Here is a 25,760-nt window from a genome sequence, read left to right on the forward strand (position 1 = left end):
ATGACTATAGTTTGTGCTGTTTTAATGATAATATCTAGCTGTACCGATGATGTTTTAACAATTAACTCTGCTTCAAAAAGAATCAATTATCCAGGAATTAGAACAGTAGAACCTTTCATTAAATTTACAATACAATTTAAGGCTAAAACAAGTTTTACAATACATCAAGTAAAACTAAATGATACTGAAGAAATTAAGAATTTTAAGTTCTATAATATTGAAAAAAATGTTCTTATTAATTCAGGTACAGAAGTTGGTAAAGGTTCTTACATAATAAGTTTTAAAACAATGGATATCAAAAAAATTGATACTCTTGATGAAGTTTTCATTTATGCAGAAAGCAATAATAAAACTCTTAAGCAAAAAGTTCTAATTGTAAAGAATGAACCTTTAAAAAAGAGGTAAAATTTAGAGTACTTAAAAATTAAAATCCAAACTATTTTAGTTTGGATTTTTTTTTCTAACTGCCAAAACTACCGATTTTCTTCTTTGGTATAATTATGGTTATTAATTAAGTAATTTAATACCATAAAAAATGAAGATATTTTTAAAACTCTTATTAACGGCTATCGCAGTAATTGTATTAGCTAATATATTACCTGGAATTATTGTAAGTAATTATGTAACAGCAATACTTGTTGCAGTGGTAATTTCATTACTTAATATGTTTGTTCGTCCGTTACTTATATTTTTCACATTACCAGCAACCATTGTAACTTTAGGTCTGTTTTTATTTGTTATAAACGCAGTAATTATACTATTAGCTGGAAAACTAGTTACAGGGTTTGTAGTTAGCGGATTTTTATCTGCATTATTATTTAGTGTACTATTATCAGTATTTAGATCTTTCTTGTTTTCTCTCTTAAAAGAGGAGAAGAAAAGATAGAGATAAAGAATCAAGAGCCATGAAACAAGACTTTGAAAATTAAATGAATACGTAAATAAATAGTCAAAATTCCTATATCTAATTCTCTTGGTTCTAAAGAAATAATATAGTAATTTTGCACCCACTTTTAAAGAAATAGATTTTAAGATGAATATTACTAAAGAAAATGTAGATGCGTTAAACGCAGTTGTAAAAGTTGATATTGTTGCTGATGATTATCAAGAAAAAGTAACTAAAGTTTTACAAGATTATCGTAAAACAGCCAACATTCCTGGATTTAGAAAAGGTCATGTACCAATGGGAATGGTTAAAAAGCAGTACGGAAAATCAATAATGATTGATGAAGTAAATAAGCTTTTACAAGATTCTTTAAACAAGTTTTTAACGGAAGAAAAATTAGATATTTTAGGAAATCCGTTACCAAGAATTCAAGATGATTTTAACTGGGATGCCGATAAATTTTCTTTTGAGTTCGAATTAGGTTTAGCACCAGAATTTGATGTAAACTTAAAATCTAAGAAAAAAGTTACTCAATATAACATTGTTGCTAAAGACGATTTAATTGATAAAGAGCTAGAAAATTTAAGATCTCGTTACGGTAAAATGTCTACAAAAGATGAAGTTGTAGAAGGAGCAAATGTTACTGGAACTTTTGTAAATGAAGAGAAAGAAATCAATAAAAAATCTACTATTTCTTTAAAAGATATTAAAGGTAAATCAAACTTAAAAAAGTTTATCGGTACTAAAGTAGGAGATGTACTTGAGTTAAAAACAAAAGGATTATTTGCTGATGAACATAAATTACAAGGAGCTTTAGGAGTTTCTCATGATGATATTCATGGTTTAGATATTAAAGTTTCTTTTACTATAGAAGAAATTACAGAAACTGAATTAGCAGATTTAGATAAAGAATTGTTCGATAAATTATTTGTTGACGGAAGTGTAAATACTGTTACAGAATTAAGAGCAAAAATTAAAGAAGACGCAGAAAAACAATTTCTACAACAAGGAGATCAACAATTACTAAATGCTATTACAGAGCATTTAGTTGAGAATACTAAATTTGATTTACCAGCAGAATTTTTACAAAAATGGTTACAAACTGCAGGTGAAAAAGAATTAACATTAGAAGAAGCTACAGAAGAGTATTCTAAGTCAGAAAAAGGATTACGTTATCAGTTAATCGAAGGAAAGATTATGAAAGATAATGATATCAAATTAGACTATGCAGAATTGCAAGACTATGCAAAAGGATTTATCCGTTCGCAAATGGCACAGTTTGGTAATATGAATCCAGAAGAAAAAGAATTGGATGATATTGCAGGAAGAATTTTATCAAATCAAGAAGAAGCAAAACGTTTACAAGAGCAATTAATGTCTAATAAACTATTAGCTTTTTATAAAGAAAACATGAGTTTTAAAAAGAAAGAACTTTCTTACGAAGATTTTATTAAAGAAGTTTATAAATAAAATTTAGGGTTAAGTCTCATATAAATAATTTAAACCCGAATTGTTAGATTCGGGTTTTTTTAGCGACAAACTGTAACAAATAAGTTGTAAAATAGTTCTTATATTTACAACTCAAACATAAAAAGTATACGCAAGGATGGATTACGGAAAAGAGTTCGAAAAATATGCAACTAAACATCACGGAATAAATAGTACTTATTTCGGAAAAATAACAAGTAGTTTAACGCCATATATTATGGAAGAGCGTCAGATGAACATCACGCAAATGGATGTTTTTTCTCGTTTAATGATGGATAGGATTATCTTTTTAGGTACAGGAATAAATGATCAAGTTGCCAATATAATTCAGGCGCAATTATTGTTTTTAGAAAGTGTAGATGCAAATAAAGATATCTCAATTTATATAAATTCTCCAGGTGGTGGGGTTTATGCGGGATTAGGAATTTATGATACCATGCAATTTATAAAGCCAGATGTAGCAACAATTTGTACAGGTATGGCAGCTTCTATGGGAGCAGTTTTAATGTGTGCAGGTCAAAAAGGAAAACGTTCTGCTTTACCACATTCTAGGGTAATGATTCATCAACCTTTAGGTGGCGCACAAGGACAGGCATCGGATATCGAGATTACAACAAGAGAGATCTTAAAGTTAAAAGACGAATTATATCAAATAATTGCTAGTCATTCTGGTCAAACAGTAGAAAAAGTACATGCAGATTCTGATAGAGATTATTGGATGAAGGCAGACGAAGCTAAGGCGTATGGTATGGTTGATGAAATTTTAGCAAGAAAATAGTAGTATTTAGTTGTTGGTACATAGTTGTTAGTGTTTTTCTAATAACTATCAACTAATAACCAAAAACCAATATAAATGTCGAAAGAAGAAAATTTACAATGTTCATTTTGTGGACGTAAAAAACCAGAAACCGATTTATTAATCGCAGGATTAGATGCGCATATTTGTGACCGTTGTATAGAGCAAGCTCATGGAATTGTAGAAGAAGAAATTTCTGATGCTTCAAAAAGTACTATTTCTAAAGATTTAACGCTTAAGAAACCACTTCAGATTAAAGAGTTTCTAGATCAATACATTATTGGTCAAGATCAAACTAAAAAATCGATGTCAGTTGCTGTTTATAATCATTACAAAAGATTATTACAGACAAAAAATGATGAAGATGAGGTAGAAATAGAGAAATCAAATATCATTTTAGTAGGAGAAACTGGAACAGGAAAAACACTAGTAGCGCGTACTATTGCTAAAATGTTAAATGTGCCATTCTCTATTGTAGATGCTACAGTTTTAACTCAAGCAGGGTATGTTGGTGAAGATGTAGAAAGTATTCTTAGTAGATTGTTACAAGCTGCTGATTATGATGTTGAGAAAGCAGAAAGAGGAATTGTATTTATTGATGAAATTGATAAAATTGCCAGAAAAGGAGATAATCCTTCAATAACCAGAGATGTTTCTGGAGAAGGTGTTCAACAAGCATTATTAAAATTATTAGAAGGAACCGTTGTAAATGTTGCTCCGAAAGGAGGAAGAAAACATCCAGAACAAAAATTTGTAGAAGTTAATACACAGGAAATATTATTTATTGCAGGAGGTGCATTTTCTGGAATTGATAGATTAATAAGTAAACGTTTAAATATGCAAGCGGTAGGGTATAGCGCTTCTATTGATGATGATAAAATTGATGAGGACAATTTATTACAATATATAATTCCTTCAGATTTAAAATCATTTGGATTGATACCAGAAATTATTGGTCGTTTACCAGTGTTAAGTTACATGAATCCATTAGATGCAAAAACGTTACGAGCTATTTTAACAGAGCCTAAAAATTCGATTATAAAGCAATATACTAAGTTGTTTGCTATGGATGATGTTGCATTTTCTATGACAGAAGGCGCATTAGAATATATCGTTGACAAAGCTGTAGAATATAAGCTTGGTGCCCGTGGATTACGTTCTTTATGTGAAGCAATTCTTACAGATGCCATGTTTGATTTACCAAGTTCTGATGAAAAAGAATTTATTGTAGACAAAGAATATGCAGCTAGTAAAATAACAAAGTCAGCTTTAAAAAAGCTAAAAGCAGCGTCTTAAAAATTTGAGCTGAACTAAGGTTCAGCATATCAAAAAAATAAAATCTATAATACCTCACTAATATTTTTTAAGTTTGTGAGGTATTTTTATTTGCAAAAATGATAACCCAACAATCCATTGAACGTGTTTTTGAAACTGCTCGCTTAGAAGAAGTGATAGGGGAGTTTGTGCAGTTAAAAAAAGCAGGAAGTAATTTTAAAGGATTAAGTCCGTTTGTAGATGAGCGTACGCCTTCTTTTATGGTATCTCCGGTAAAGCAAATTTGGAAGGATTTTAGTACTGGAAAAGGTGGGAATGTAATTTCATTTTTAATGGAACATGAGCATTACACGTATCCAGAAGCTATTAAATGGTTAGCAAAAAAATACAATATCGAGGTTGAAGAAACCGAGCAATCTGACGAACAAAAAGAACAAATGAACGAACGCGAAAGTATGTTCTTAGTTTCTACTTTTGCGAAAGATTATTTTCATGATTTAATGCTTACTTCAACCCAAGGAAAAGCAATTGGATTGTCTTATTTTAAAGAACGAGGTTTTAGAGATGAAACCATTAAAAAGTTTGATTTAGGGTATTGTAAAGACGAATGGGATAATTTTACAAAAGCCGCTTTAGCAAAAGGATATGATTTAAAATACCTTGCCTCAACTGGATTAACGATTGTAAAGGAGAATAAACAGTTTGATCGTTTTAAAGGAAGAGTTTTATTTCCGATTCACTCTATGTCTGGGAGAATTTTAGGTTTCGGTGGACGTATTTTAACCAATGATAAAAAAGCTGCTAAATATTTAAATTCACCAGAAAGTGATATCTATCATAAGAGTAAAATTTTATACGGAATATATCAGGCCAAAAAAGAAATTGCCAAGGAAGACAATTGCTTTTTAGTAGAAGGCTATACAGATGTAATTTCGTTACATCAATCTGGTGTTGAAAATGTGGTTGCATCTTCGGGAACCGCGTTAACCTCAGATCAAATACGGTTAGTAAATAGACTTACTAAAAATATTACCGTACTTTTTGATGGTGATGCTGCGGGAATGAGAGCTTCTATTCGAGGAATTGATTTGATTCTTGAACAAGGAATGAATGTAAAAGTTGTTACATTCCCAGATGGTGAAGATCCAGACAGTTTTGCTAAAAGTCATACAGATCAAGAGTTAAAAGAATATTTAGAAAATACTGCGCAAGATTTCATCAATTTTAAAGTGTCTTTATTAATGAAAGACGTTAAAAATGATCCGATAAAAAAAGCAGGATTAATTAGAGATATTGTTACTAGTATTTCTAAAATACCTGATGCGATAAAACGCGAGGTTTATGTGCAAGAATGTGCAAGAATTATGGACATTTCTGAACGTGTTTTGTTTAGTGAATTAGCACAGTTAATCTCTAAAACTGATAAAGAAGAAGCGAAAAAACATCAATCAGAAAAAAAATCATTTGAAGTCGTAAAAAAGAAAGATGTTGAGTTTAAAGAAATTGATCAAATTTCAGTTTTAGAAAAAGAAATCATTAGAGTTTTATTGTTGTATGGCAATAAAGAGGTTGATTTTACTGAAGTAGTTGAAGTTAAAGATGAAGAAGGAGTTGTAAGTACTCAGAAAAGAAAATATGCAAATAAAGTTTCTAACGAGTTGTATTTACACTTGCAAGATGATGAAATAGAATTTACTAACGAAGTTTTTCAGTCCATTTATTATGATATTATCCATCAAATGAATCAAAAAGATATAATTCAAAATGATTTTTTTGTCGGTCATAAAAATACAGACATTTCAAGTATTTCAACTGCTATATTAATGGATGATGAAAAGTATCAATTAAGTGATTGGGAAAGTAAAAACATTTATGTTTCTAGTTATGAAGATGTGCTTTCAAAATTGGTAAATGATGCTATTTTTAATCTAAGAAGAGTTTTAATTGACAAAAAAATTAAAGACTTAATTAAAGAATCTGAAGAAATTAAAGAAGAAAAAATTGACTTAGAATTGATACAAAACTACACAAACCTTAAAATGAGATTATACGATAAACTCAATAGAGTAGTATAAAATCTTATACCTAACACTAGGTATTTATATAAAACAGGTGTTTTCCCCTAGTGTATTTTTAATAACATTTATTTCTTTTTTGTATATTGCAGCCCGAAAAAGAGTGAAGATTATGAAAAGAGTGTTACAAATATTGAAAATTATTCAATTATTTATTTTCTTACCATTTGAAATTTCAAAGGGTTCAAAGAAAAGAGCATATAGAGAAATTAAGAAAATGATGATTGCTGCAAACTTACTTTAGTAACTTCGGAATTTCACAAACAGGTATTGGTAACATTTTATGCTGATTGATGCTATTCAATCTAGTATAAATTTTATATACCTCTAATTCTCTACCAGAGAAATCATTTTCAAATTTACCAGTATCTTGCATTTTCATTGCCCATTCAAGTTCATCATAAGATGCTCCAATTTGGTCTTCATCTGTTCTGCTATCACCAAATAAACCATCTGTTGGTTGTGCATTTTGAATAGAATTTGGCACTTCTAAATGTGTTGCTAATGCATACACTTCAGATTTTACTAAATCAGCAATTGGGCTTAAATCAACACCGCCATCACCATATTTTGTAAAAAAGCCAACACCAAAATCTTCCACTTTATTTCCAGTTCCTGCAACTAATAAACCTTTTAAACCTGCAAAATAATACAATGTTGTCATTCGTAAACGTGCTCTGGCATTTGCTAACGCTAAATCTACTTTAGCCGAAACTTCTGTTTCTGGCACAACAGTTTTAAAATCTTCAAAAGTACTTGTTAAATTAACTTCTGCTTCACTAACATTTTTAAAACGTTTTTTTAATTGTGCAATATGCTCGTTCCCTCTGTTAACTTGACTCTTTGCTTGGTGTATGGGTAATTCAACGCATAAGGTTTCTAAGCCTGTTTTTGCACATAAAGTTGAGGTTACTGCAGAATCGATCCCTCCAGAAATTCCTACTACAAAACCTTTAACTTTTGCATTTTCAGCATAATCTTTTAACCACTTTACAATATGATCTGTAACTTTTTGAGCATTCATTGACAAACTAATTTAGTATTTTTAACGTTCTATTTTCTATAGCTAAGATAATGCGAAAAATTTTATTATTATTTCTTCTTATTTCTTCTTTTTTATCATGTAATAATGCTAAAGATAATCAAGTAAATGTATCTACTATTCCTGTTAATTTTGAATTTGAAAGATTCGATAAGGCGTTTTATACAAGTTCAGAAAAGGGATTAAAAAAATTAAAAGAAAAATATCCGATTTTGTTCCCAAAACAAGTTCATGATAGTGTTTGGATTCATAAAATTAACAATAAAGACGAACAGGAGTTATTTGCGGAAACTCAAAAAATATTTAATGATGATGAATTTTTACAAGAGCAACTAATTTCCTTATTTAAACATATAAAGTATTATAATAAAAGTTTTACTTCACCAAAAGTTATTACAATGTTAAGCAATATTGATTATGATAATAGGGTTGTGTATGCAGATAGCTTATTATTAATTTCTTTGGATGCGTATTTAGGAGAAAAACATCTGTTTTATAATGATTACCCTAAGTATATAAAACAAAATAATCATAAAGGCCATATTATTGTTGATGTTGCAAACTCAATCGTTCATCAACAAATAGTACCAAATTCTAATAGAACATTTTTAGAAAAAATTATTTTTGAAGGTAAAAAAATGTATGTGTTAGATCTTTTTTTGCCACAAATTACTGATCAAGAAAAAATAGGGTATTCATTGGATAAGAACACTTGGATTTTAGAAAATGAGGAACAAGTTTGGAAGTATTTTATAGAAAATAAAATACTGTTTAGTACAGAAACAAAATTGAATAAAAGATTTATAGAAAATGGCCCTTTTTCTAAGTTTTATTTAAGTGAAGATAAAAATTCTCCAGGTAAAGTTGGTGTTTGGATTGGTTGGCAAATTGTACGTTCTTATATGCAAAATAATGATGTATCTTTGCAACAATTATTGAGAAATAAAGGAATAGAGATATTTAACAAATCTAAGTATAAACCTAGAAAATAATGGCAGTTAAGCATACTTCAAAAATTGAATTTACAATTGGGTTAGATGAAAATAAAGTTCCAGAAGAAATGACATGGAATGCAGAAGATGGAGGAATAAATAATGAATCGACCAAAGCAGTTATGCTTTCTGTTTGGGATGAAAAGAAGAAGGACACATTACGTATGGATTTATGGACAAAAGATATGCCTGTAGATGAGATGAAACAATTCTTTCATCAAACTTTAGTGTCTATGGCTGCTACTTTTGAACGTGCAACAGACGATCAAAAAATGAGTGCTACAATGAGAGACTTTAGCGATTATTTTGCTGAGAAATTAGAGTTGATTAAAAAATAATTTCAATAGTTTGTTGTTGGATTAGTAGGTTAATGAACATTTTTTTTTAAATTGTAGACTATAACCCTTAAAATCCCTCAACAATGAACTCGTTAAAAACGTGTTTAGTAGTTATAGTATGTTCAATATTTATAACTTCTTGCTCAAATCAATCCGACAGTGTTGTCTTTTATTTAGATAATACAATTTCAAAAAACTTACCTATTATAGTTAATATTTTAGATTCAGGTTCAAATAATCTAACATCTCAAGTTGAGTTAGATCTAACTTCAAAACAAGATTTTAAACAACATATAGGTTCATTACAAAGTTTAGAAGTAGTAGAGTTAGCATATAAAATATCTGGTTATAATGGAGCTTCTATAAATAAACCTGAATTAATGATAGATGATGTTATGTTAATGTCTAATCTGAAAAATGATACTTTTATTGAAGTAACAGACAAAAATAAATTAGAAAGATTGGCTAGTTTGTTTATTGAAAAAAAATCTACTCAACTTATGTTTAAAGGTGAGATTTTGAATGCTGATAATTTTATGATTGAAGTTCGTGTTAAAATGAAAGGAACTTTTATTGAATAACTAGTATTTAAAATAATAACATAAAAAAAGGAGCTTTAAGCTCCTTTTTTTATTTGTTTTATTCTTCTTCTAGAATGACCCTTGTTTTTTGTTTGAAAGGATTTACAGACCTAATTTCTACACGTCTATTAAGTTGTCTTCCTTCTTTAGTATCGTTTCCGTATTTAGGACTTAGTTCACCTAAACCTCTAGAGATTATTCTACTTTCATCAACTCCTCTTGCAATTAAGTATGCTCTTGCTTCTTTTGCTCTTTTTTCAGAAAGTTTTTGATTGTATGCAACTTCACCTCTATTATCTGTATATCCGTATACGCTAAAGGTAACATCAGAGTTTTTAAGCATTATTTCTGCTACTTCATCTAACAAAGTGTAATAGTATTCACTTCTTATTCTATTACTTGCAGTATTAAAGTATATGTCTTTTACATATTCTTTCATTTCTACATAACCAGTAATTTTTAAAGCATCAGAATCTGGACATCCTTGATATCTAGCTAAACCTTTTACATCTGGACATTTATCGTCTCTATCAGAAACTCCATCTTTATCTCTATCTCCAACAAAAGGACATCCTTTATTGTCTTTTAATCCAGGTTCAAATCTACAATCATCTTTATAGTCTGGAACTCCATCGCCATCACTATCAATAGAAACACCATTTGCATATACTAATACTCCAGGAGGAGTTGCTGGTTCTTTATCTAGTTGATCTATTACGCCGTCTTCATCAGTATCTATAACTTCAAATGCATCTTCTGCTTCTCTATTCTGGGTTTCATCTTCATCACCCCAAATGCTAAATATTTTAGATTTTCCAAGTTTTACAGTAACACCTAATTGATTTAAGAAAAAAGTTTCCCAATCTTGTTTATTAGAAATAGCTGCATCTAAATGATCTTCGTAATTAAAATACATTCCAGTTCTAAATTCAATATCTACTCTTTTAGAAATTCTTCTTTTTAAACCAAATTGAGCTGATAAATAAATTGAACTTGCTTCATTTTGACTATTTCTTGTACGATTAAAACCAAAATCTACTAAGGGTATATCTGGACCTCCGTTTATAATATCTTTTTCAAATAAAGCAGAATTGTATTGATGATATCCTACACCAAAATAACCAGCAGCGTGCCATTTTTCTGAAACACCAGAATCATATAAGTTAGAAAAACTAAAAATTAAGTTTAATTCTGCTCCATATGCACGACCATTGAAGAACATATTATTTTCTAATACTTTACTTTTATCTACATAGAGTATTTCGTAAACTTCAGAAAAGTATTGTGCTCCACCTGCAATTTTATTGTAGTTTACTTTAAATTCTAACCCTAGAAGAGGGTTAAACATTTTATTTACATATAAGTAACCCCCAAAGTTGTAAAAACTACCTAAGTTTCCTGTACCAATAGAACGTAAGTCACCGTGCATAATGAAGTTACTAAAACCACCACCAACTGCCCAAGTGTTTGTATTCTTTAAATTAATCGTTTTACGGTACGTTATTTCATCTGTTCTAAATTGCCCAAAAGAGTGTAGGGTAAAAAAGCTAATGCATAGTAATAGAATAATTCTCCTCATTTGATTCCTAAGATACGTTTCGTTATTCAAAATGTTGGGGGGGGAATTATTGATTCTGGCAAAATTATAAAAAAACTTAAAACTTTTTGATCTTTTTTAAGATAATTTCATAATCATTTTCATTATTAACAAAGTCTAATTTAGAAATGTCGATAATTAATGTGTTTAAATTTTGTTCTGTTTTAATAAAACTAGCATATCCATCATGTATTTTCTGAAGATATTCTGGTTTTATGTTTTGCTCATAAACCCTCCCTCTATTTTTAATGTTTGTAAGTAGACTTTCAGTATTTTGATACAAATAGATATATAAATCTGGTTTTGTAATTTCCCTATACATGAGATTAAACATCTTACTGTATAAAGCATATTCATCTTGCTGTAAAGTTATCTTTGCAAATATTAAAGATTTAAAAATATAATAATCTGAGACAATAAAGTTTTTAAATAAGTCAAATTGAGCTAAATCATCGGTTAATTGTTGATATCTATCGGCTAAGAAACTCATTTCTAGTGGGAAAGCGAATCTTTCTTTATCTTGATAAAATTTAGGTAAAAAAGGGTTTTCAGAATAACGTTCTAATACAACTTTAGCATTAAAATCGTCGGAGATTAAATTAGCTAACGTTGTTTTTCCAGCACCAATATTTCCTTCAATAGCTATATAATTGTATTTTTCTGATAAAGGAATAGGGCGAACCAAAGTTTCATCAATTTTTATAATCTCTGAAGAATCATCACAATTTTCTAAACAAATTTTTATTTGTTTTTTTTCTATAGGATGAAGTATGTTTGATGCAATTTCTTCTAATGGAACTAAAACAAATTTGCGTTGCAACATTCTAGGATGCGGTACAATCAAATTTTTAGAAAAGATAATTTCATCTTCAAAAAGAAGAATGTCGATATCGATGAGTCTATTTATATATTCTCCATTTTCACTTCGCGCTCTTCCTAATTCATTTTCAATTTTTAAAAGAGTAGTAATTAATGTCTCGGGAGGTAAATAAGTTGAAACCTTAATAACAGTATTGTAAAAATCATCTCCGTCAAAACCTAGTGCTGGTGTTTTATAAATAGCTGCTATTTTCTTAATTGCACCTATTTTTTCATCAATTAACTCGATAGCTTTTTGAAGATTTTTTGTTTTATCTCCTTGATTACTTCCAAGTGATAAATATGTAATTCTTTGAATTTTCATTTAATATTACAAAGTAATTAAAAGGAATCTATTTATTTAAGTTTTAAGCAAAAAAAATCGCCAATAAATTGGCGATTTAAATTGTATATAAAAGAAGATTACTCTTCTTTTCTTGGTTCTCTAGGTTTTCTATCGTCTCTACGATTATCTCGTCCACGATTATCTCTCCCTCTGTTATCACGTCCACGATTGTTATCTCTTGGTGGTCTTTCAACAAAACCTTCTGGTTTTGGTAAAATAGCTTTTCTAGAAACTTTCTCTTTACGAGTTCTAGGATCTAATCCAAAGTATTTTACATCAAAAATATCTCCCATGTTTACAACATCAGAGACTTTATCTGTACGTTCCCAAGCTAATTCGCTTACGTGTAATAAAACTTCGTTTCCTGGTGCTTCAACATATTCTACAACAGCACCAAAATCTAACATTTTAATTACTTTAACTTCGTAAACAGAACCTTTTTCTGGTTTAAACATCATTGACTCAATACGAGCTATAACTGCTTCAATTCCTTCTGGTTTTGTACCTAAGATTTCAATAATTCCTTCTTCAGTTACAGCGTCTTCAGTAATTACAATAGTAGTTTCTGTTTCTTTCTGTAATTCTTGAATGTGTTTTCCACCTGGTCCAATAAATGCACCAATTAATTCGTTAGGAATTCTTCTATTAATCATTTTAGGAGCATGTGCTTTTACTTCTTCGTTTGGAGTAGTAATAGTGTCAGTCAATTTCTCTAAAATGTGAAAACGACCATCTCTAGCTTGTTTTAGTGCGTTCACTAAAATTTCGTAAGACAATCCTTTTACTTTAATATCCATTTGACACGCAGTAATTCCTTCAGAAGTACCCGTTACTTTAAAGTCCATATCTCCTAAGTGATCTTCATCACCTAAAATATCAGATAAAACTGCGTAACGATCACCATCAGAAATTAATCCCATAGCAATACCAGAAACTGGTCTTGTCATTTGAACACCAGCGTCCATTAATGCCATTGTACCAGCACAAACTGTTGCCATAGAAGAAGAACCGTTAGATTCTAAAACTTCAGAAACAACTCTTACTGTATAAGGACAATCGTCTGGAATCATTCCTTTTAATCCACGTTGCGCTAAGTTACCATGACCAACTTCTCTACGAGATGTTCCTCTTAATGGTCTTGCTTCACCTGTACAAAAAGGAGGGAAGTTATAATGTAAATAGAAATTTTCTTCACCTTCGTAAGATGGCATATCTATCTTGTTTGCATCTCTTGATGTTCCTAAAGTAACTGTAGCTAATGCTTGAGTTTCTCCACGAGTAAAAATTGATGAACCATGAACTGATGGTAAGTAATCTACCTCACACCAAATTGGTCTAATTTCATCAGTCTTACGTCCATCTAAACGTAAACCTTCTGCTAAAGTTAATTCTCTAACTGCATTTTTTTGAGCTTTGTTGAAATACTTTCCAACTAATTCTGCATAGTCTTCTAATTCTTCTTCTGTAAACGAAGCTATTACTTCTTCTTTTACTTCAGAAAAAGCAGCTGAACGTTCAGCTTTAGAAGTCCCTTTTTTAGCGATAGCATAACATTTATCGTAAGCAAGGTCATTTATTTTTGTAGCTAATTCTTCATCTTCTCTTTCACCTTCATATTCTCTAGTTTCTTTCTTTCCGAAAGCTTCAGCTAAACGAACTTGAGCAGCACATTGAACCTTAATAGATTCATGAGCAAACTTAATTGCTTCTGCCATTTCTTCTTCAGAAATCTCATCCATTTCACCTTCCACCATCATCACAGAATCTGCAGAAGCTCCAATCATCATATCAATATCAGATTCTGCTAACTGAGCTCTACTTGGGTTGATTACAAATTCTCCATTTACTCTCGCAACTCGTGCTTCAGAAATTGGACATTCAAAAGGGAAATCAGATAATTGAATAGCCGCTGATGCTGCTAAACCTGCTAATGCATCTGGCATAACATCTTCATCATGAGACATTAGCTGAATCATAACTTGTACTTCAGAATGATAATCTTTTGGAAATAACGGACGTAAAACACGGTCTACTAAACGCATTGTTAAAACTTCTCCATCACTTGGTCTTGCTTCTCTTTTAAAGAAACCTCCAGGATATCTTCCTGCAGCAGCAAATTTTTCTCTATAATCTACCGTCAATGGTAAAAAATCTACTGGACTTTGTTTGTAGTTAGATACTACTGTACATAACAACATTGCTTTTCCCATCTGAACAACAACTGAACCGTGTGCTTGTTTCGCTAACTTTCCGGTTTCTAATGAAATGGTTCTTCCATCTCCAAGGTCTATTACCTCATTAAATACTTTTGGAATCATAAATTTTAATTCTAATTTTTAATTTGTTTGTTGTTGTGTTGTTGTTTGTTGCAATGGAAATTCAAAAATGCTGTTACTATTTTTGAAGTTTTTATATAAAAATTCTACTAGTTAAATAGAATTGAATATTTTTTTTGATTCCTGCTTTTGCAGGAAAGACAAGTTATTGTTTTGTAGCAAGCTACAAGAAACCTGTCATAATAAAAAAGAGGCACGTTTATAGAGCCTCTTTTTATGTGAATTATTTTCTAATTCCTAATTCTTTAATAATTGCACGATATCTAGTGATATCTTTCTTCTTAAGATAATCTAATAAGCTTCTACGCTTACCAACCATACGTACTAAAGAACGCTCTGTGTTAAAATCTTTACGATTGTTTTTTAAGTGTTCTGTTAGATGGTTAATTCTGTGCGTAAATAATGCTACTTGCCCTTCTGTTGAACCAGTATCATTTGCTCCTTTACCGTGTTTTGTGAAAATTCCTTCTTTCACTTCTTTTGTTAAATACATGCCAATATTATTTAAATGATTTTTATGTAAATCAATGATGTTTTCATTGAAGCTGCAAATATATAATTATTTTTTAGATTGAACTATCTTTTTATCAGTAGAGTATCTAGTTTGAAAACCGGTTTTTATTAAGCTCTAATAGGTTGATTTTGAATTAAATCGATATATAAGTTTACTTGTTTTTTTAAGTTTTTACGCTCGTAAATACCGTCTAAAAAACCATGTTCTAAAACAAATTCAGATTTTTGAAATCCATCAGGTAATTCTTTACCTGTTGTATCTTTTACAACCCTTGGTCCAGCAAAAGCTATTAATGCGTTTGGTTCTGCAATATTAATATCGCCAAGCATTGCAAACGAAGCAGTTGTTCCGCCTGTTGTAGGATCTGTACATAACGAAATGTAAGGAATTTTTGCTTCTGCTAATTGAGCTAGTTTTGCTGATGTTTTTACAAGTTGCATTAATGAAAGAGAAGCTTCCATCATACGTGCACCTCCAGATTTAGAAATCATTAAGAATGGTAACTTCTTTTTGATTGAATAATCAATTGCACGAGCAATTTTTTCACCAACAACAGAACCCATAGAACCACCGATAAAAGCAAAATCCATGGCAGCGATTACAATATTGTTTCCGTTAGATTTCCCTACTGCTGTTCTAACAGCATCTTTAAGGTTTGTTTTTTTATAGGCAGCTTTTAATCTGTCTGGATACTTTTTTGTGTCTTCGAATTTTAATGGATCTTTAGAGGTTAAACTTTCATTTAATTCTTTGAATTTATTGTCATCAAAAAACATTTCAAAATACTCATTACTACCAATTCTTACATGATATCCATCTTCCGGACTCACATATAGATTCTTTTTTAACTCTTCTGTGTCAATTACTTTTCCACTAGGAGTTTTATACCATAATCCTTTTGGTGTGTCTTTTTTATCTTCTGTTGGAGTATGAATCCCCTTGTCTTTACGTTTAAACCAAGCCATAGTTTAATGTATATTTTGTTGAGTTTTAGTTTTCTTAGTCGTTTCCTAAATTATTAGGAAGTATGCAAATGTAAAAAAGATTTTATCAACTTAACTTTTTCTTTACATTTAAGTTTCTACTTCTAATTTTGATCATAAAAAAAAGCATTTTGAAAGAATCAAAATGCTTTTAAAAATTTATGTAATAGATTTTTATAATGTATTTACATTATTTAAGTCTTCAAATGCTTTTGTTAAACGAGCTTTAAATGTTTGCTCACCTTCACGTAACCATTTTCTTGGATCGTAATATTTTTTATTTGGTTGATCTGCTCCATCTGGATTTCCGATTTGAGAAGCTAAATAATCAGCTTTTTCTCCCATATAATCTCTAATTCCTTCTGTAAATGCATATTGTAAATCGGTATCAATATTCATTTTTATAACACCATAACCAATAGCTTCTCTAATTTCTTCTAATGTAGAACCTGATCCTCCGTGAAATACAAAATCAATATGATTTTCTTCAACACCATATTTTTTTGTGACAAACTCTTGCGAATTCTTTAAGATTTTTGGCGTTAATTTTACGTTACCTGGTTTGTAAACACCATGAACATTTCCAAACGCAGCTGCAATTGTAAATTGAGGAGAAACTTTCATTAACTCTTCATAAGAATAAGCTACTTCTTCTGGTTGTGTGTATAATTTAGAAACATCTACATCAGAATTATCAACTCCATCTTCTTCACCACCAGTAATACCTAATTCAATTTCTAAAGTCATACCCATTTTACTCATTCTAGCTAGGTATTCTTTACAAATCTCTATGTTTTCTTCTAATGGTTCTTCAGATAAATCAATCATATGAGAACTATATAAAGGTTTACCAGTTTCTGCAAAATGTTTTTCTGAAGCATCTAATAAACCATCTATCCAAGGTAATAATTTTTTAGCACAGTGGTCTGTATGTAAAATTACAGGAACACCATATGTAACTGCTAATTCATGAACATGTTTTGCACCTGCAACACCACCAGCTATAGCAGCTTTTTGATTTTCGTTTGATAACCCTTTACCTGCATTAAATTGTGCACCACCATTAGAAAATTGGATGATTACTGGAGAATTTAAATCTCTTGCAGTTTCTAAAACAGTATTAATTGTGTTAGATCCAATTACGTTTACAGCTGGTAACGCAAATCCTTTTTCTTTGGCTAGTTTAAATATTTCTTGAACTTCTTTGCCTGTGGCAACACCTGGTTTTATCATTTTTAAATCTTTTTATATTAACCTTTTAAGTTAAGCAAAATTACACTTTTTTATAAAGCAATAAAATTTTTAGGATTGTAGTTTACTAAAAGGTTGTAGTACAATTAGAATGGGTAATTTATACCAATATTAAATACTGAGTTAGAAATATTAAAGTTTTTAAACCATCTATTTCCTGTTAAATAAGGTTCGTGCATTTTAAAACCTAAGTCTAATCTAATAATTAAGAAACTAAAATCTATTCTAGTTCCAAAACCGCCACCTACTGCCATATCTCCCAAAGAACCAAAACCATTAAATTTTGCTGCTTCATCTACAAAAGAAGAACCAGTAATGTCCCAAATATTTCCAGCATCAAGAAAAAGAGCTCCTTTTAATTTACCAACAATGTCAAAACGATATTCTAGACTTGTTAAGAATTTTAAGCTACCAATATTAAATTCTAATCCTGTATTTGTTTTCCCTGGACCTAACTCGTAGGTATGCCAAGCTCTAATGTCATTTGCGCCTCCAGCAAAATAACTTTTTGTAAAGGGGATATCTGAGTTTTCATAAGTAAAGATTGCTCCTAAGAAAGATCTAAATCCGAAAACAGCATTATTTCCAACATCCCAAAATTGTTTATACTCAAAGTCGGTTTTAAAATACTGTGCAACAGGAATATTAAAAACAGTACTTTTATTATTTAAGTTTAATTTTTCATTGATAATTCCCATCACATTTCCAGAATTTGCTATTCTTATTTTAAAGAAGGAAAAATTATTGTCAGTAAAATTGTCCTTACTATTAAAGGTAAATGAATATGCAATAGTTGGAATTAAAAAATCTGATGTTAAAATGTTAAATCGATTTAAAATATTTAGGTTATTTTGAAATTCTGTTGCATTTGTTGCTTTAAAACTATTATCTATTGAAACTTCATTCATGAAATCTCTAATCTCAGTAAATTCTTCTAAATCAGTAGCGTTTTTAATTGTTGGAAAAGAAAAATCAGCATCATTTTTATGCGTCTTTGCAATCGAATTTAGGTTGGTTTTTTCAGAGCTATATATTTTAAAATAATTTTGAGTATTTAAATTCTTAATATATTGTGTATTAAATATTTCTAACTGAATGGTTTTTTTAGGTGAAAATTGCCATTTATAATCTAAGCCGAAAGCAAAAGTCTGTCTATCTAACCCTATGTTTTTTTGGATACTTGTTCCTAAGGAAATTAATGTATTAGGAGACATTCTTTTAGGAACTGATTTTTGTAATCCAAAAGGAGCAAAAAATCTAGGAACATTTAATGAGACATCGGCTCCGATTTCCCAACCAGGACCATTTTTTGATGTAAAATAAGATCCTAAAAGTGATAGTTTTAATATTTCTGCACCTCTAAAAACATTTCTATCTATAATAGAAAATTTGGCAGAAATACCTACATCTCTAATATTAGAATGAGTAAGTTCAGTTTCAAAACCTAGCGTATATTTTTCTATGGGAGTTAAGAAAATATCTGCTTGTATCTCATGATCGTTTAAATCTTGAAATTTTATAATAGTAGATTTAAAGTTTTTAAGTGATTTTAAATGATTTCGAGTTAATGAACTTAATGAATCACTATAGTTTTTGTTTATCTTTAAAAAGATAGATTCTGACAAGTATTTTGGATTATATCGTATTTTATCATGAGCTAAAAATCGAATATTTTTATAGGTAAGGGTGTCTAAATATTCGTCACTTTTTTTAGTGAAATAATAATCAGTATAAATATTTATTTTGCTGATTTTTTGTTGTTGATAAGGTTTTGCTAATGTTTTTCCGCTTTCTTCATAATATCTTTCTCCAGAAACAATTAAATCTACATTAGTTTTGTATTCTGTACTGTCAGAACCGATATAAAAACCGATGGCACTTTTGTTAAAATGGTATATGCCATTATTTCTAAAAAGTTTAACAAGCTTATTAGCTTCTTCTCTAAATACATTGTCTTTATATTGATCTCCTTTTCTTAATAAAGAAGTTATTTTTGATTCTTTATAAATAGAATCTAAAACGGGTGATTCAATATCAACATTAATTGTGTCTAAAAGTGTCGGTTTTCCAGGAGTGATATGATATTCTACTGTAGCTTTTTTATCATTATACTCATTAACCACTGTATCTACTTTTGAATGAAAATAACCATGATTTTTATAATAAGCAGTTAAATTATTTTTGGTGCTTCCTACTTTCCTTTTATTAATGATTTCTGGTCCAGGATAATTTAAAAACCAATTATTAAGTCCTATAAATGTTTTTGCGTAGGCAATACTTTGTTTTTCTGAAAATAGATTTTTGACTAAATTGTAAGAGTGTGGATTTTTTTTTGCCCACTCTTTTGGTGTTGTAGGCTTATCATGGTTCCCAAAATTATGAAAATACAATCCTAGAGGTAAATCTAATAATCTGGCATTCGGTTTTTGAAGTAATAATTTTTGTAATTCTTCACTTTTATTTCTCACACTATCAACATACACATAGTTCTGAGTAAGCATGTGCTCATCTTCTGCAACATGCTTTGTAGAATTACATGATGCTAGTATTATAAGTAGTAAAAAATAAAAGGAAAGTTTTTTCATTAACTTTAGCTTCGCTATCAAAATCAAAAATAGTATTTTTCGGCGGTATATAAGTGTTAAAACTAAATAATGAGTTTATCTAAAAACCATATTAAATTAATAACAAGTTTATCTCAAAAAAAGTATCGTCAGAAGCATCAATTATTTATTGCTGAAGGTGTAAAAGTGGTTCATGAATTTATAAATTCAGATTTTGAAGTTGAAAAATTGTTTGCTGTTGATGATTATAGTTTTAATAATAAGAATATTGATGTTGTACTAGTTTCAGAAACAGAATTAAAAAAGGTAAGTAGTTTAAAAACACCTAATAAAGTTTTAGCATTATTTAGAATCCCTAGTTTTTCGGATCATCAAAATAAAGGATTAATTGTTGGATTAGATGCTATTAATGACCCAGGAAATTTGGGAACTATTATTAGATTATGCGATTGGTTTGGAATTAAGGAACTTGTTTGTTCTAAAGATACGGTAGATTGTTATAATCAAAAAGTAGTGCAAGCAAGCATGGGCTCATTAACAAGAGTTCAAATTAACTATGTCGATTTAGAATCATACCTGAAATCTTCTGATTTGCCTAAATTTATTGCAGATATGAATGGTGAAAATGTTTATAAAACTACATTACCTGAAGAGGCAATTTTAATTATGGGTAATGAGGCTAACGGGATTTCAGATAGTATCAAAGAACTCGTTAATCACACTATTTCTATACCACAATTCGGTGAAATTAAAGAAACTGAGAGCTTAAATGTAGCAACAGCTACAGCAATACTACTAAGTGAATTTAGGAGGTAATTTACTCGAAAGCAAAATTTAAAAATACACCTCTAGTGCCTAAATATTTTATAGGTGAAGTCCATTTACTATTAATATCGTTATCGTAAGTTAACTCATTATTAATTGCAAAAACACCTCTAATAGATGGGGAAAATTTGAAATAATAGAGGTAAATATCTATACCTATACCTACTTCGTACATAAAATTATGAGTCTTCATTCTAAATTCTCCAGATGAGTTATCATCTGGGTTCTTTTGATTACTAGAAAAATTATAATCATAAGCAACACCAGCTAATAAATAGGGTCTAACATTATCCAATCTATTGGTGCTAAACTTAAATAGTATAGGCATGTGTAAAAAGGTAGAGCCCGCTTCTCTAACGCTGTCTCGTTTTGTAGTTAAATGATTGAAATAGATTTTTTTAGAGTTACTTACTAAGCCTGGTTCAAAGCGTAAGTTTATGTTTTTATGCAAGCGTAAATCTGCAATTAAACCAACATTAAAACCTGTTTGATCTTCTACCAAAATATTGGCATTAGTAATCGTACTCGGTTGTAAATCTACTTTAAAATCATTTTGATTTATACCTAAATAAAAACCATAGTGTAGTTTTCTTTTATCAAAACTAGGTAAATAGTCAATTCTTTGTGCAAAAGCACTGGAAATCATTAGAAAGATAATACCAAAAACAACAAGTTTTTTACTCATAATTATTCAGAAGCTTTGTAAATAGTAGCAACTCCAAAAGTTACTGGATTGTCTTCTGTATTTGTAAACCCATTTTTTTGCAAAATATTGTTGAAAGCTTTTCCAAACGGAAAATGATTTGCAGATTCTGATAAATAAGAATAGGCAACTTTATCTTTAGAAAAGATTTTTCCGATAATCGGTAAGATAAAATTAGTGTAAAATTTATACCCTTGTTTAAAAGGAAATTTTGTTGGGTTAGATGTCTCTAAAATAACCAAAACACCTGTCGGTTTTAATACACGTTTTATTTCCTGTAATCCTTTATCTAAATTGGCAAAATTACGTACTCCGAAAGAAACTGTAATTGCATCAAAAGTATTGTCGTTAAAAGGCATGTCTTCAGAATCTCCAACAATAAGTTCTATTTTTTCAGATAAATTTTCTTTTGCAACTTTTTGTTTTCCTACTTCAAGCATTCCTGCAGAAATATCTAATCCAGTAATTTTATCAGGATGTAAAGAAGCCATCATAATAGCTAAATCTCCAGTACCTGTAGCGATATCTAAAATCTGTTTTGGATTCTTTTCTCCAACAATTTTAACTACTTTTTTTCTCCAGGAAACATCAATACCTAAAGAAATTACACGATTTAGTCCATCGTAATTCTTAGAAATGGTATCAAACATTTTTGCTACCTGTTCTTTCTTCCCTAGTTCAGAATCTTTATATGGTTTTACAACTTTATCCATTAATGGCTACAACTTCGTTAATTTGATTCGGTAACATTTCTTTTAACATGGTTTCTATACCATTTTTTAATGTAATTGTAGATGATGGACAACCACTACAAGCACCTTGTAAAACTACTTTTACTTGTTTAGATTCTTCATCATACGATTGAAAAGCAATATTTCCACCATCTGAAGCAACAGCAGGTTTTATATATTCATCTAAAATTGAAATTATTTTTTCTGAAGTTTCAGACAAATTTTCTTGAACAATTACTGTACTGTTTTGAGCTTCTGCTTTAAGAAGTTCTGCAATAATAGTTTTGCCTTCTTGTAAATAGGCTCTAATAAATGTTCTTACTTCTTGGTAAATATCATTCCATTCTACCATATCAAACTTGGTGATAGAAATATAGTTTTCTGAAATAAAGATCTCTTTTACAAACGGAAAATTATATAATGCTTGTGCTAAAGGTGAAGATTTACTTGCTTCATCAATATTTTTAAACTCAACATCTGTTTGTGTTAGTGCTTTATTCGTCCCAAATTTCATCACAGCAGGATTTGGAGTCACTTCTGCATATACTTCAATCGCTTCTTTTTTAGAAGCTCTTTCTTCTTTTATTATGGTTTCGCCAGATTGTAAATAGTTTTTTATTTGTTCTTTTACTTCTTCTTGAACATCACTCCACTCAACGATATCAAATCGCTGAATTGCAATAAAATTTGCAGTAATAAATATCTTTTTTACAAAAGGTAAATAAAACAATTGTTGTGCTAAAACAGAGTTTTTAGCTTCGTCAACATTATTAAATTCATAACTACCACCATTTATCAAAATTTGATTACTCACAAACTTTATAATGGTTTCGTTAGTAGTTTGTTCTATGTTTATTTTAATTGTTTCCATGTCTAAAAATGAATTGCAAAATTACGCTAAAAAACCGAAAGAATTTTAACTTTACTACAACAAAAAAGATTCTCAAATTAATGAGAATCTTTAGTTATACTTTTTCTTCTTATTTACAGGTTGAGGGTAAGGGTAGCCGTAACTCTTCTATTATTTATGTTTAAATTTGCAGGATTTACATTAAAACCTGAGTAGAAATTGTACACCGAAGTTTGAGAGCTATCACTATAAGCTAAGTCTAATTTTAAATTACCAAAATTATAACCACCACCTAATGAATATCCTTCTATATTGTCTGTGTCTATAGCATTATTATAAGGACTTTGTTCAAAACTATAACCACCTCTAATACTAAATCTGTCTAGTCTCCATTCTGTACCTACATTAAATTGATGTGTATTTCTTAGATCATTTTGAAAAAACTGATTTTCAGAAGTAAAATCAGAATTTGTTAATTTTATACTTTTAAAATGTTTGTTGGTATAGTCAAAACTTAATAATCCACTTTTGCCAAAAATAAATGCAGCACTAGCTGTTAATTTACTTGGTGTTTTAAGTTTGTAAAGTAAACCCTGTGTTGGAAAATTATTACCAGTAGTATTGTCGTAAATAGTGTTGTTATTACTTACAGCAATTTCTGCATCTCCATTAAAACCATCATTATCTGTAATGTTGGTTTCTTCAATAACCTCTGTATACCAAGTAGGTGTTTGATAGGAAGCTCCAAATCTAAAACTCTTATGAGCTTTGTAAATAAAACCAGTGTTTAAAGAAAATCCTGTTCCAGTAGTAAAGTTTTCTTGGTAAAAACGAGCATCTAAAGTATTTCCGTTTCCATCATTATTACTTTCTCTTAATTCCGCAAGTTGTGCAAAATTTAAATCATAGGTATGTAATGCAGCTCCAATATGTAATTTATTTTGATGTACCGCTGAAAATCCCATGCTAAATTCACTTAAATCGCCCGAATATGTATTGGAAAACTGTTGTTGAACAGCATTTGAATATTGTATAGGGTTTGTGGCTGGATCTAAAGGAAACTCTTTAAAAGTTACAACACCACTATTACCTTTTACTAAAAATTGATTTTTAAAATCTTTCTTTGTTCTATAGTTAAATCCGATAGCAAATTTAGACCATTCACTATTGTGATGACTATCAAAAACCAAAACAGCCCCAGCATGTGAAATGTTAAAGAAATCGTCTTGATTTAAAATTGAATTTCCGTAGTATGAACTATTGATGTCTGTGTTTCTTGTATTTAAAGTTCCAGAAAATTGACTGTTTTTAAATACTGATAAACCTGCTGGATTAATATTTATTGATGAAATATCCCCGCCTAAAGAACCAAAAGCTCCGCTCATTGCAGTAAATCTTGCAGATCCATTATTATCGTTTTCAGAGAATAATAATGCTAAATCTTGATATCCTAATGATTGAGAATAGGACGTGTAAATGGTGGCGAACAATGTCGCTAATAGTATAATTTTTTTCATGATGTGTGTTGCTTTTTAACCTCTTCTTCCGCTTCTTCCAGAGCTTCTACTTGATGATGATCTACCTGAATTTCTAGTGCTTGAACCTCTTGAAGAGCTACTTCTACTAGGTGTATAACTTCTAGAAGATGATCTGCTAGAAGAAGACCGTGTGCTAGAGCTTCGTCTTGTTGAATTACTTCTTGAAGAACTATTACGTTTTGGAGTGTAATTTCTTGTACTTGTATTTCGTCTAGGTGTATTGCTTCTTTTTGTTCTGCTTGGTCTAGAAGAAGATGAATTTCTTTTTACAGTATTTCTACCTCTTGTATTATATGCTCTTCTTGGAGAGTCACTATTTCTTCTAACTTTTGTATTTCTATTTCTGTTATAGGTAGTTGATGAGCGTCTAGAAGTTGTTGAATTTCTTCTTGATGAATAACTTCTTCTAGAGGTTACACTATTTCTTCTATTTGTAGAGTTATATGCTACACCTCTTCTTCCGTATCTATAGTTTCTATAACTGTTATTGTAATAATTTCTATTAGGAGAATAAAATCTGTTTTGATAAAAAGGAGGGCAATAAAAACCGTTATTCCAACCATAATTCCAAGCTAACCCAGAGTTCCAGTAAAAATTATTATGATATGGATGCCAGTATGGGTTATAGTAACCCCCTAACCTATATCCCCAACGATTTCTCCATGGATTGTTATATCCATAACCATAATCCCAGGCATTTCCCCAACCGTTATATCCAATTAGATTTACATTTACAACTACGTCATTATCATTAGAATATCCCCAAGATTCGTTATTATTATCATAATCCCTTTCTTCTTCATATCTGTTATCTACATCAAGAGAATCTGCTTCTAAAGATTTGTAATTTTCTATATCCGTAATAATATCTGTCCCGTTTAAATCATCTAAACGGTCTACTTCTTTTGTGAAATAGTCTTTATTGTATTTTCTATATTCTCTTGCATCTGCAACGATTACTTTTCTTTCTCTCTTTTCAACTCTTTCATCATCATAAATACCATCACTAGTTGCAACTCGTTGTGTTACACCACAAGAAACAAGGAATGTACTAGAGACTAGTAAAAGTAAAAGCTGATTAAGTTTTGTAGTAGTGTAATTGAGTTTCATATTATAATCTTTAAATAAATATTCTGTTTTCTGATTTTGATTCTTCAAAAAAGTTTACACTTTAATAGGTCTCTTATATAG

The 25,760-nt window shown here is 29.9% G+C and carries 23 protein-coding genes; 10 read left to right on the forward strand and 13 right to left on the reverse strand.

All coding sequences use genetic code 11. The annotated features are described in order from the left end of the window. The 6 genes from OD91_RS09875 (at position 1) to dnaG (ending at position 6,520) form a co-directional block, all read left to right on the forward strand. A complete protein-coding gene (locus OD91_RS09875; protein WP_144896222.1) occupies positions 1 to 405 on the forward strand; it encodes a hypothetical protein in 405 nt (134 codons plus the stop codon). A gap of 130 nt (positions 406 to 535) precedes the next feature. Then, the gene (locus OD91_RS09880; RefSeq protein ID WP_144896223.1) at positions 536 to 886 is read left to right on the forward strand and encodes a phage holin family protein; all 351 of its coding nucleotides are present in this window, start codon (positions 536 to 538) and stop codon (positions 884 to 886) included. Positions 887 to 1,033: 147 nt separating this feature from the next. Then, complete coding sequence (gene tig / locus OD91_RS09885; protein WP_144896224.1) at positions 1,034 to 2,356, forward strand: trigger factor; 1,323 nt, start codon at positions 1,034 to 1,036, stop codon at positions 2,354 to 2,356. A gap of 136 nt (positions 2,357 to 2,492) precedes the next feature. Continuing rightward, complete coding sequence (clpP, locus tag OD91_RS09890) at positions 2,493 to 3,152, forward strand: ATP-dependent Clp endopeptidase proteolytic subunit ClpP (RefSeq protein WP_144896225.1); 660 nt, start codon at positions 2,493 to 2,495, stop codon at positions 3,150 to 3,152. Between the two features lie 75 nt (positions 3,153 to 3,227). Beyond that, positions 3,228 to 4,466: an ATP-dependent Clp protease ATP-binding subunit ClpX gene (gene clpX / locus OD91_RS09895; protein WP_144896226.1), complete on the forward strand. Its 1,239-nt coding sequence runs from the start codon at positions 3,228 to 3,230 to the stop codon at positions 4,464 to 4,466. Positions 4,467 to 4,564: 98 nt separating this feature from the next. Further along, a complete protein-coding gene (gene dnaG, locus OD91_RS09900; RefSeq protein ID WP_144896227.1) occupies positions 4,565 to 6,520 on the forward strand; it encodes a DNA primase in 1,956 nt (651 codons plus the stop codon). Positions 6,521 to 6,755: 235 nt separating this feature from the next. Here dnaG and nadE read toward each other — a convergent pair whose 3' ends face one another. Continuing rightward, positions 6,756 to 7,544 (reverse strand): NAD(+) synthase, encoded by a 789-nt coding sequence (nadE, locus tag OD91_RS09905; RefSeq protein ID WP_144896228.1) that lies wholly within the window; start codon positions 7,542 to 7,544, stop codon positions 6,756 to 6,758. A gap of 50 nt (positions 7,545 to 7,594) precedes the next feature. On the opposite strand from nadE, the gene gldB reads away from it, so the two are divergent. From gldB to OD91_RS09920, 3 genes are all read left to right on the forward strand, one after another. Then, a complete protein-coding gene (gldB, locus tag OD91_RS09910; RefSeq protein ID WP_144896229.1) occupies positions 7,595 to 8,554 on the forward strand; it encodes a gliding motility lipoprotein GldB in 960 nt (319 codons plus the stop codon). Then, entirely contained in the window at positions 8,554 to 8,892 is a 339-nt protein-coding gene (gene gldC / locus OD91_RS09915; protein ID WP_144896230.1) for a gliding motility protein GldC, read from the forward strand. Before gldB ends, gldC begins: the two co-directional genes overlap by 1 nt. Before the next feature lie 83 nt (positions 8,893 to 8,975). Continuing rightward, a complete protein-coding gene (locus tag OD91_RS09920; RefSeq protein WP_144896231.1) occupies positions 8,976 to 9,473 on the forward strand; it encodes a hypothetical protein in 498 nt (165 codons plus the stop codon). Between the two features lie 58 nt (positions 9,474 to 9,531). Here OD91_RS09920 and OD91_RS09925 read toward each other — a convergent pair whose 3' ends face one another. The 7 genes from OD91_RS09925 to OD91_RS09955 form a co-directional block, all read right to left on the reverse strand. After that, positions 9,532 to 11,052: an OmpA family protein gene (locus OD91_RS09925; RefSeq protein ID WP_144896232.1), complete on the reverse strand. Its 1,521-nt coding sequence runs from the start codon at positions 11,050 to 11,052 to the stop codon at positions 9,532 to 9,534. Between the two features lie 76 nt (positions 11,053 to 11,128). Further along, positions 11,129 to 12,253 (reverse strand): 2-amino-4-hydroxy-6-hydroxymethyldihydropteridine diphosphokinase, encoded by a 1,125-nt coding sequence (gene folK, locus OD91_RS09930; RefSeq protein WP_144896233.1) that lies wholly within the window; start codon positions 12,251 to 12,253, stop codon positions 11,129 to 11,131. 98 nt (positions 12,254 to 12,351) lie between these two features. After that, complete coding sequence (locus OD91_RS09935; RefSeq protein WP_144896234.1) at positions 12,352 to 14,592, reverse strand: polyribonucleotide nucleotidyltransferase; 2,241 nt, start codon at positions 14,590 to 14,592, stop codon at positions 12,352 to 12,354. Positions 14,593 to 14,833: 241 nt separating this feature from the next. Then, entirely contained in the window at positions 14,834 to 15,103 is a 270-nt protein-coding gene (rpsO, locus tag OD91_RS09940) for a 30S ribosomal protein S15 (protein ID WP_144896235.1), read from the reverse strand. A 128-nt stretch (positions 15,104 to 15,231) separates the two neighbouring features. After that, positions 15,232 to 16,089, reverse strand: coding sequence for an acetyl-CoA carboxylase, carboxyltransferase subunit beta (gene accD / locus OD91_RS09945; RefSeq protein WP_144896236.1), 858 nt, complete (start codon positions 16,087 to 16,089; stop codon positions 15,232 to 15,234). Positions 16,090 to 16,281: 192 nt separating this feature from the next. Next, a complete protein-coding gene (fbaA, locus tag OD91_RS09950; RefSeq protein ID WP_144896237.1) occupies positions 16,282 to 17,340 on the reverse strand; it encodes a class II fructose-bisphosphate aldolase in 1,059 nt (352 codons plus the stop codon). Between the two features lie 104 nt (positions 17,341 to 17,444). Then, entirely contained in the window at positions 17,445 to 19,943 is a 2,499-nt protein-coding gene (locus tag OD91_RS09955; RefSeq protein WP_144896238.1) for a BamA/TamA family outer membrane protein, read from the reverse strand. A gap of 69 nt (positions 19,944 to 20,012) precedes the next feature. Here OD91_RS09955 and OD91_RS09960 point away from each other — a divergent pair, with 69 nt between their 5' ends. After that, the gene (locus tag OD91_RS09960; RefSeq protein ID WP_144896239.1) at positions 20,013 to 20,738 is read left to right on the forward strand and encodes an RNA methyltransferase; all 726 of its coding nucleotides are present in this window, start codon (positions 20,013 to 20,015) and stop codon (positions 20,736 to 20,738) included. A 1-nt stretch (position 20,739) separates the two neighbouring features. Here the strand turns inward: OD91_RS09960 and OD91_RS09965 are convergent, their stop codons facing one another. From OD91_RS09965 to OD91_RS09985, 5 genes are all read right to left on the reverse strand, one after another. Further along, on the reverse strand, positions 20,740 to 21,432 hold the full coding sequence (locus tag OD91_RS09965) for a porin family protein (protein ID WP_144896240.1): 693 nt from the start codon (positions 21,430 to 21,432) through the stop codon (positions 20,740 to 20,742). 2 nt (positions 21,433 to 21,434) lie between these two features. After that, complete coding sequence (ubiE, locus tag OD91_RS09970; protein WP_144896241.1) at positions 21,435 to 22,163, reverse strand: bifunctional demethylmenaquinone methyltransferase/2-methoxy-6-polyprenyl-1,4-benzoquinol methylase UbiE; 729 nt, start codon at positions 22,161 to 22,163, stop codon at positions 21,435 to 21,437. After that, on the reverse strand, positions 22,156 to 23,052 hold the full coding sequence (locus tag OD91_RS09975; protein WP_144896242.1) for a NifU family protein: 897 nt from the start codon (positions 23,050 to 23,052) through the stop codon (positions 22,156 to 22,158). The genes ubiE and OD91_RS09975 overlap by 8 nt, the downstream gene beginning before the upstream one ends. 113 nt (positions 23,053 to 23,165) lie before the next feature. Beyond that, entirely contained in the window at positions 23,166 to 24,548 is a 1,383-nt protein-coding gene (locus tag OD91_RS09980; protein WP_144896243.1) for an OmpP1/FadL family transporter, read from the reverse strand. A gap of 15 nt (positions 24,549 to 24,563) precedes the next feature. Then, entirely contained in the window at positions 24,564 to 25,679 is a 1,116-nt protein-coding gene (locus OD91_RS09985; protein WP_144896244.1) for a hypothetical protein, read from the reverse strand. Positions 25,680 to 25,760: the final 81 nt, after the last annotated feature.

Source organism: Lutibacter sp. Hel_I_33_5 (assembly GCF_007827455.1).
Classification (GTDB): Bacteria; Bacteroidota; Bacteroidia; order Flavobacteriales; family Flavobacteriaceae; genus Polaribacter.

Coding starts and splice junctions, on each gene's coding strand:
- folK (WP_144896233.1), bottom strand. CDS start 12,253: ATGAAAATTCAAAGAATTACATATTTATCACTTGGAAGTAATCAAGGA.
- fbaA (WP_144896237.1), bottom strand. CDS start 17,340: ATGATAAAACCAGGTGTTGCCACAGGCAAAGAAGTTCAAGAAATATTT.
- OD91_RS09880 (WP_144896223.1), top strand. CDS start 536: ATGAAGATATTTTTAAAACTCTTATTAACGGCTATCGCAGTAATTGTA.
- rpsO (WP_144896235.1), bottom strand. CDS start 15,103: ATGTATTTAACAAAAGAAGTGAAAGAAGGAATTTTCACAAAACACGGT.
- OD91_RS09980 (WP_144896243.1), bottom strand. CDS start 24,548: ATGAAAAAAATTATACTATTAGCGACATTGTTCGCCACCATTTACACG.
- OD91_RS09920 (WP_144896231.1), top strand. CDS start 8,976: ATGAACTCGTTAAAAACGTGTTTAGTAGTTATAGTATGTTCAATATTT.
- tig (WP_144896224.1), top strand. CDS start 1,034: ATGAATATTACTAAAGAAAATGTAGATGCGTTAAACGCAGTTGTAAAA.
- gldB (WP_144896229.1), top strand. CDS start 7,595: ATGCGAAAAATTTTATTATTATTTCTTCTTATTTCTTCTTTTTTATCA.
- gldC (WP_144896230.1), top strand. CDS start 8,554: ATGGCAGTTAAGCATACTTCAAAAATTGAATTTACAATTGGGTTAGAT.
- OD91_RS09960 (WP_144896239.1), top strand. CDS start 20,013: ATGAGTTTATCTAAAAACCATATTAAATTAATAACAAGTTTATCTCAA.
- OD91_RS09925 (WP_144896232.1), bottom strand. CDS start 11,052: ATGAGGAGAATTATTCTATTACTATGCATTAGCTTTTTTACCCTACAC.
- accD (WP_144896236.1), bottom strand. CDS start 16,089: ATGGCTTGGTTTAAACGTAAAGACAAGGGGATTCATACTCCAACAGAA.
- OD91_RS09985 (WP_144896244.1), bottom strand. CDS start 25,679: ATGAAACTCAATTACACTACTACAAAACTTAATCAGCTTTTACTTTTA.
- ubiE (WP_144896241.1), bottom strand. CDS start 22,163: ATGGATAAAGTTGTAAAACCATATAAAGATTCTGAACTAGGGAAGAAA.
- clpX (WP_144896226.1), top strand. CDS start 3,228: ATGTCGAAAGAAGAAAATTTACAATGTTCATTTTGTGGACGTAAAAAA.
- OD91_RS09965 (WP_144896240.1), bottom strand. CDS start 21,432: ATGAGTAAAAAACTTGTTGTTTTTGGTATTATCTTTCTAATGATTTCC.
- nadE (WP_144896228.1), bottom strand. CDS start 7,544: ATGAATGCTCAAAAAGTTACAGATCATATTGTAAAGTGGTTAAAAGAT.
- OD91_RS09975 (WP_144896242.1), bottom strand. CDS start 23,052: ATGGAAACAATTAAAATAAACATAGAACAAACTACTAACGAAACCATT.
- OD91_RS09875 (WP_144896222.1), top strand. CDS start 1: ATGACTATAGTTTGTGCTGTTTTAATGATAATATCTAGCTGTACCGAT.
- clpP (WP_144896225.1), top strand. CDS start 2,493: ATGGATTACGGAAAAGAGTTCGAAAAATATGCAACTAAACATCACGGA.
- OD91_RS09935 (WP_144896234.1), bottom strand. CDS start 14,592: ATGATTCCAAAAGTATTTAATGAGGTAATAGACCTTGGAGATGGAAGA.
- OD91_RS09955 (WP_144896238.1), bottom strand. CDS start 19,943: ATGAAAAAACTTTCCTTTTATTTTTTACTACTTATAATACTAGCATCA.
- dnaG (WP_144896227.1), top strand. CDS start 4,565: ATGATAACCCAACAATCCATTGAACGTGTTTTTGAAACTGCTCGCTTA.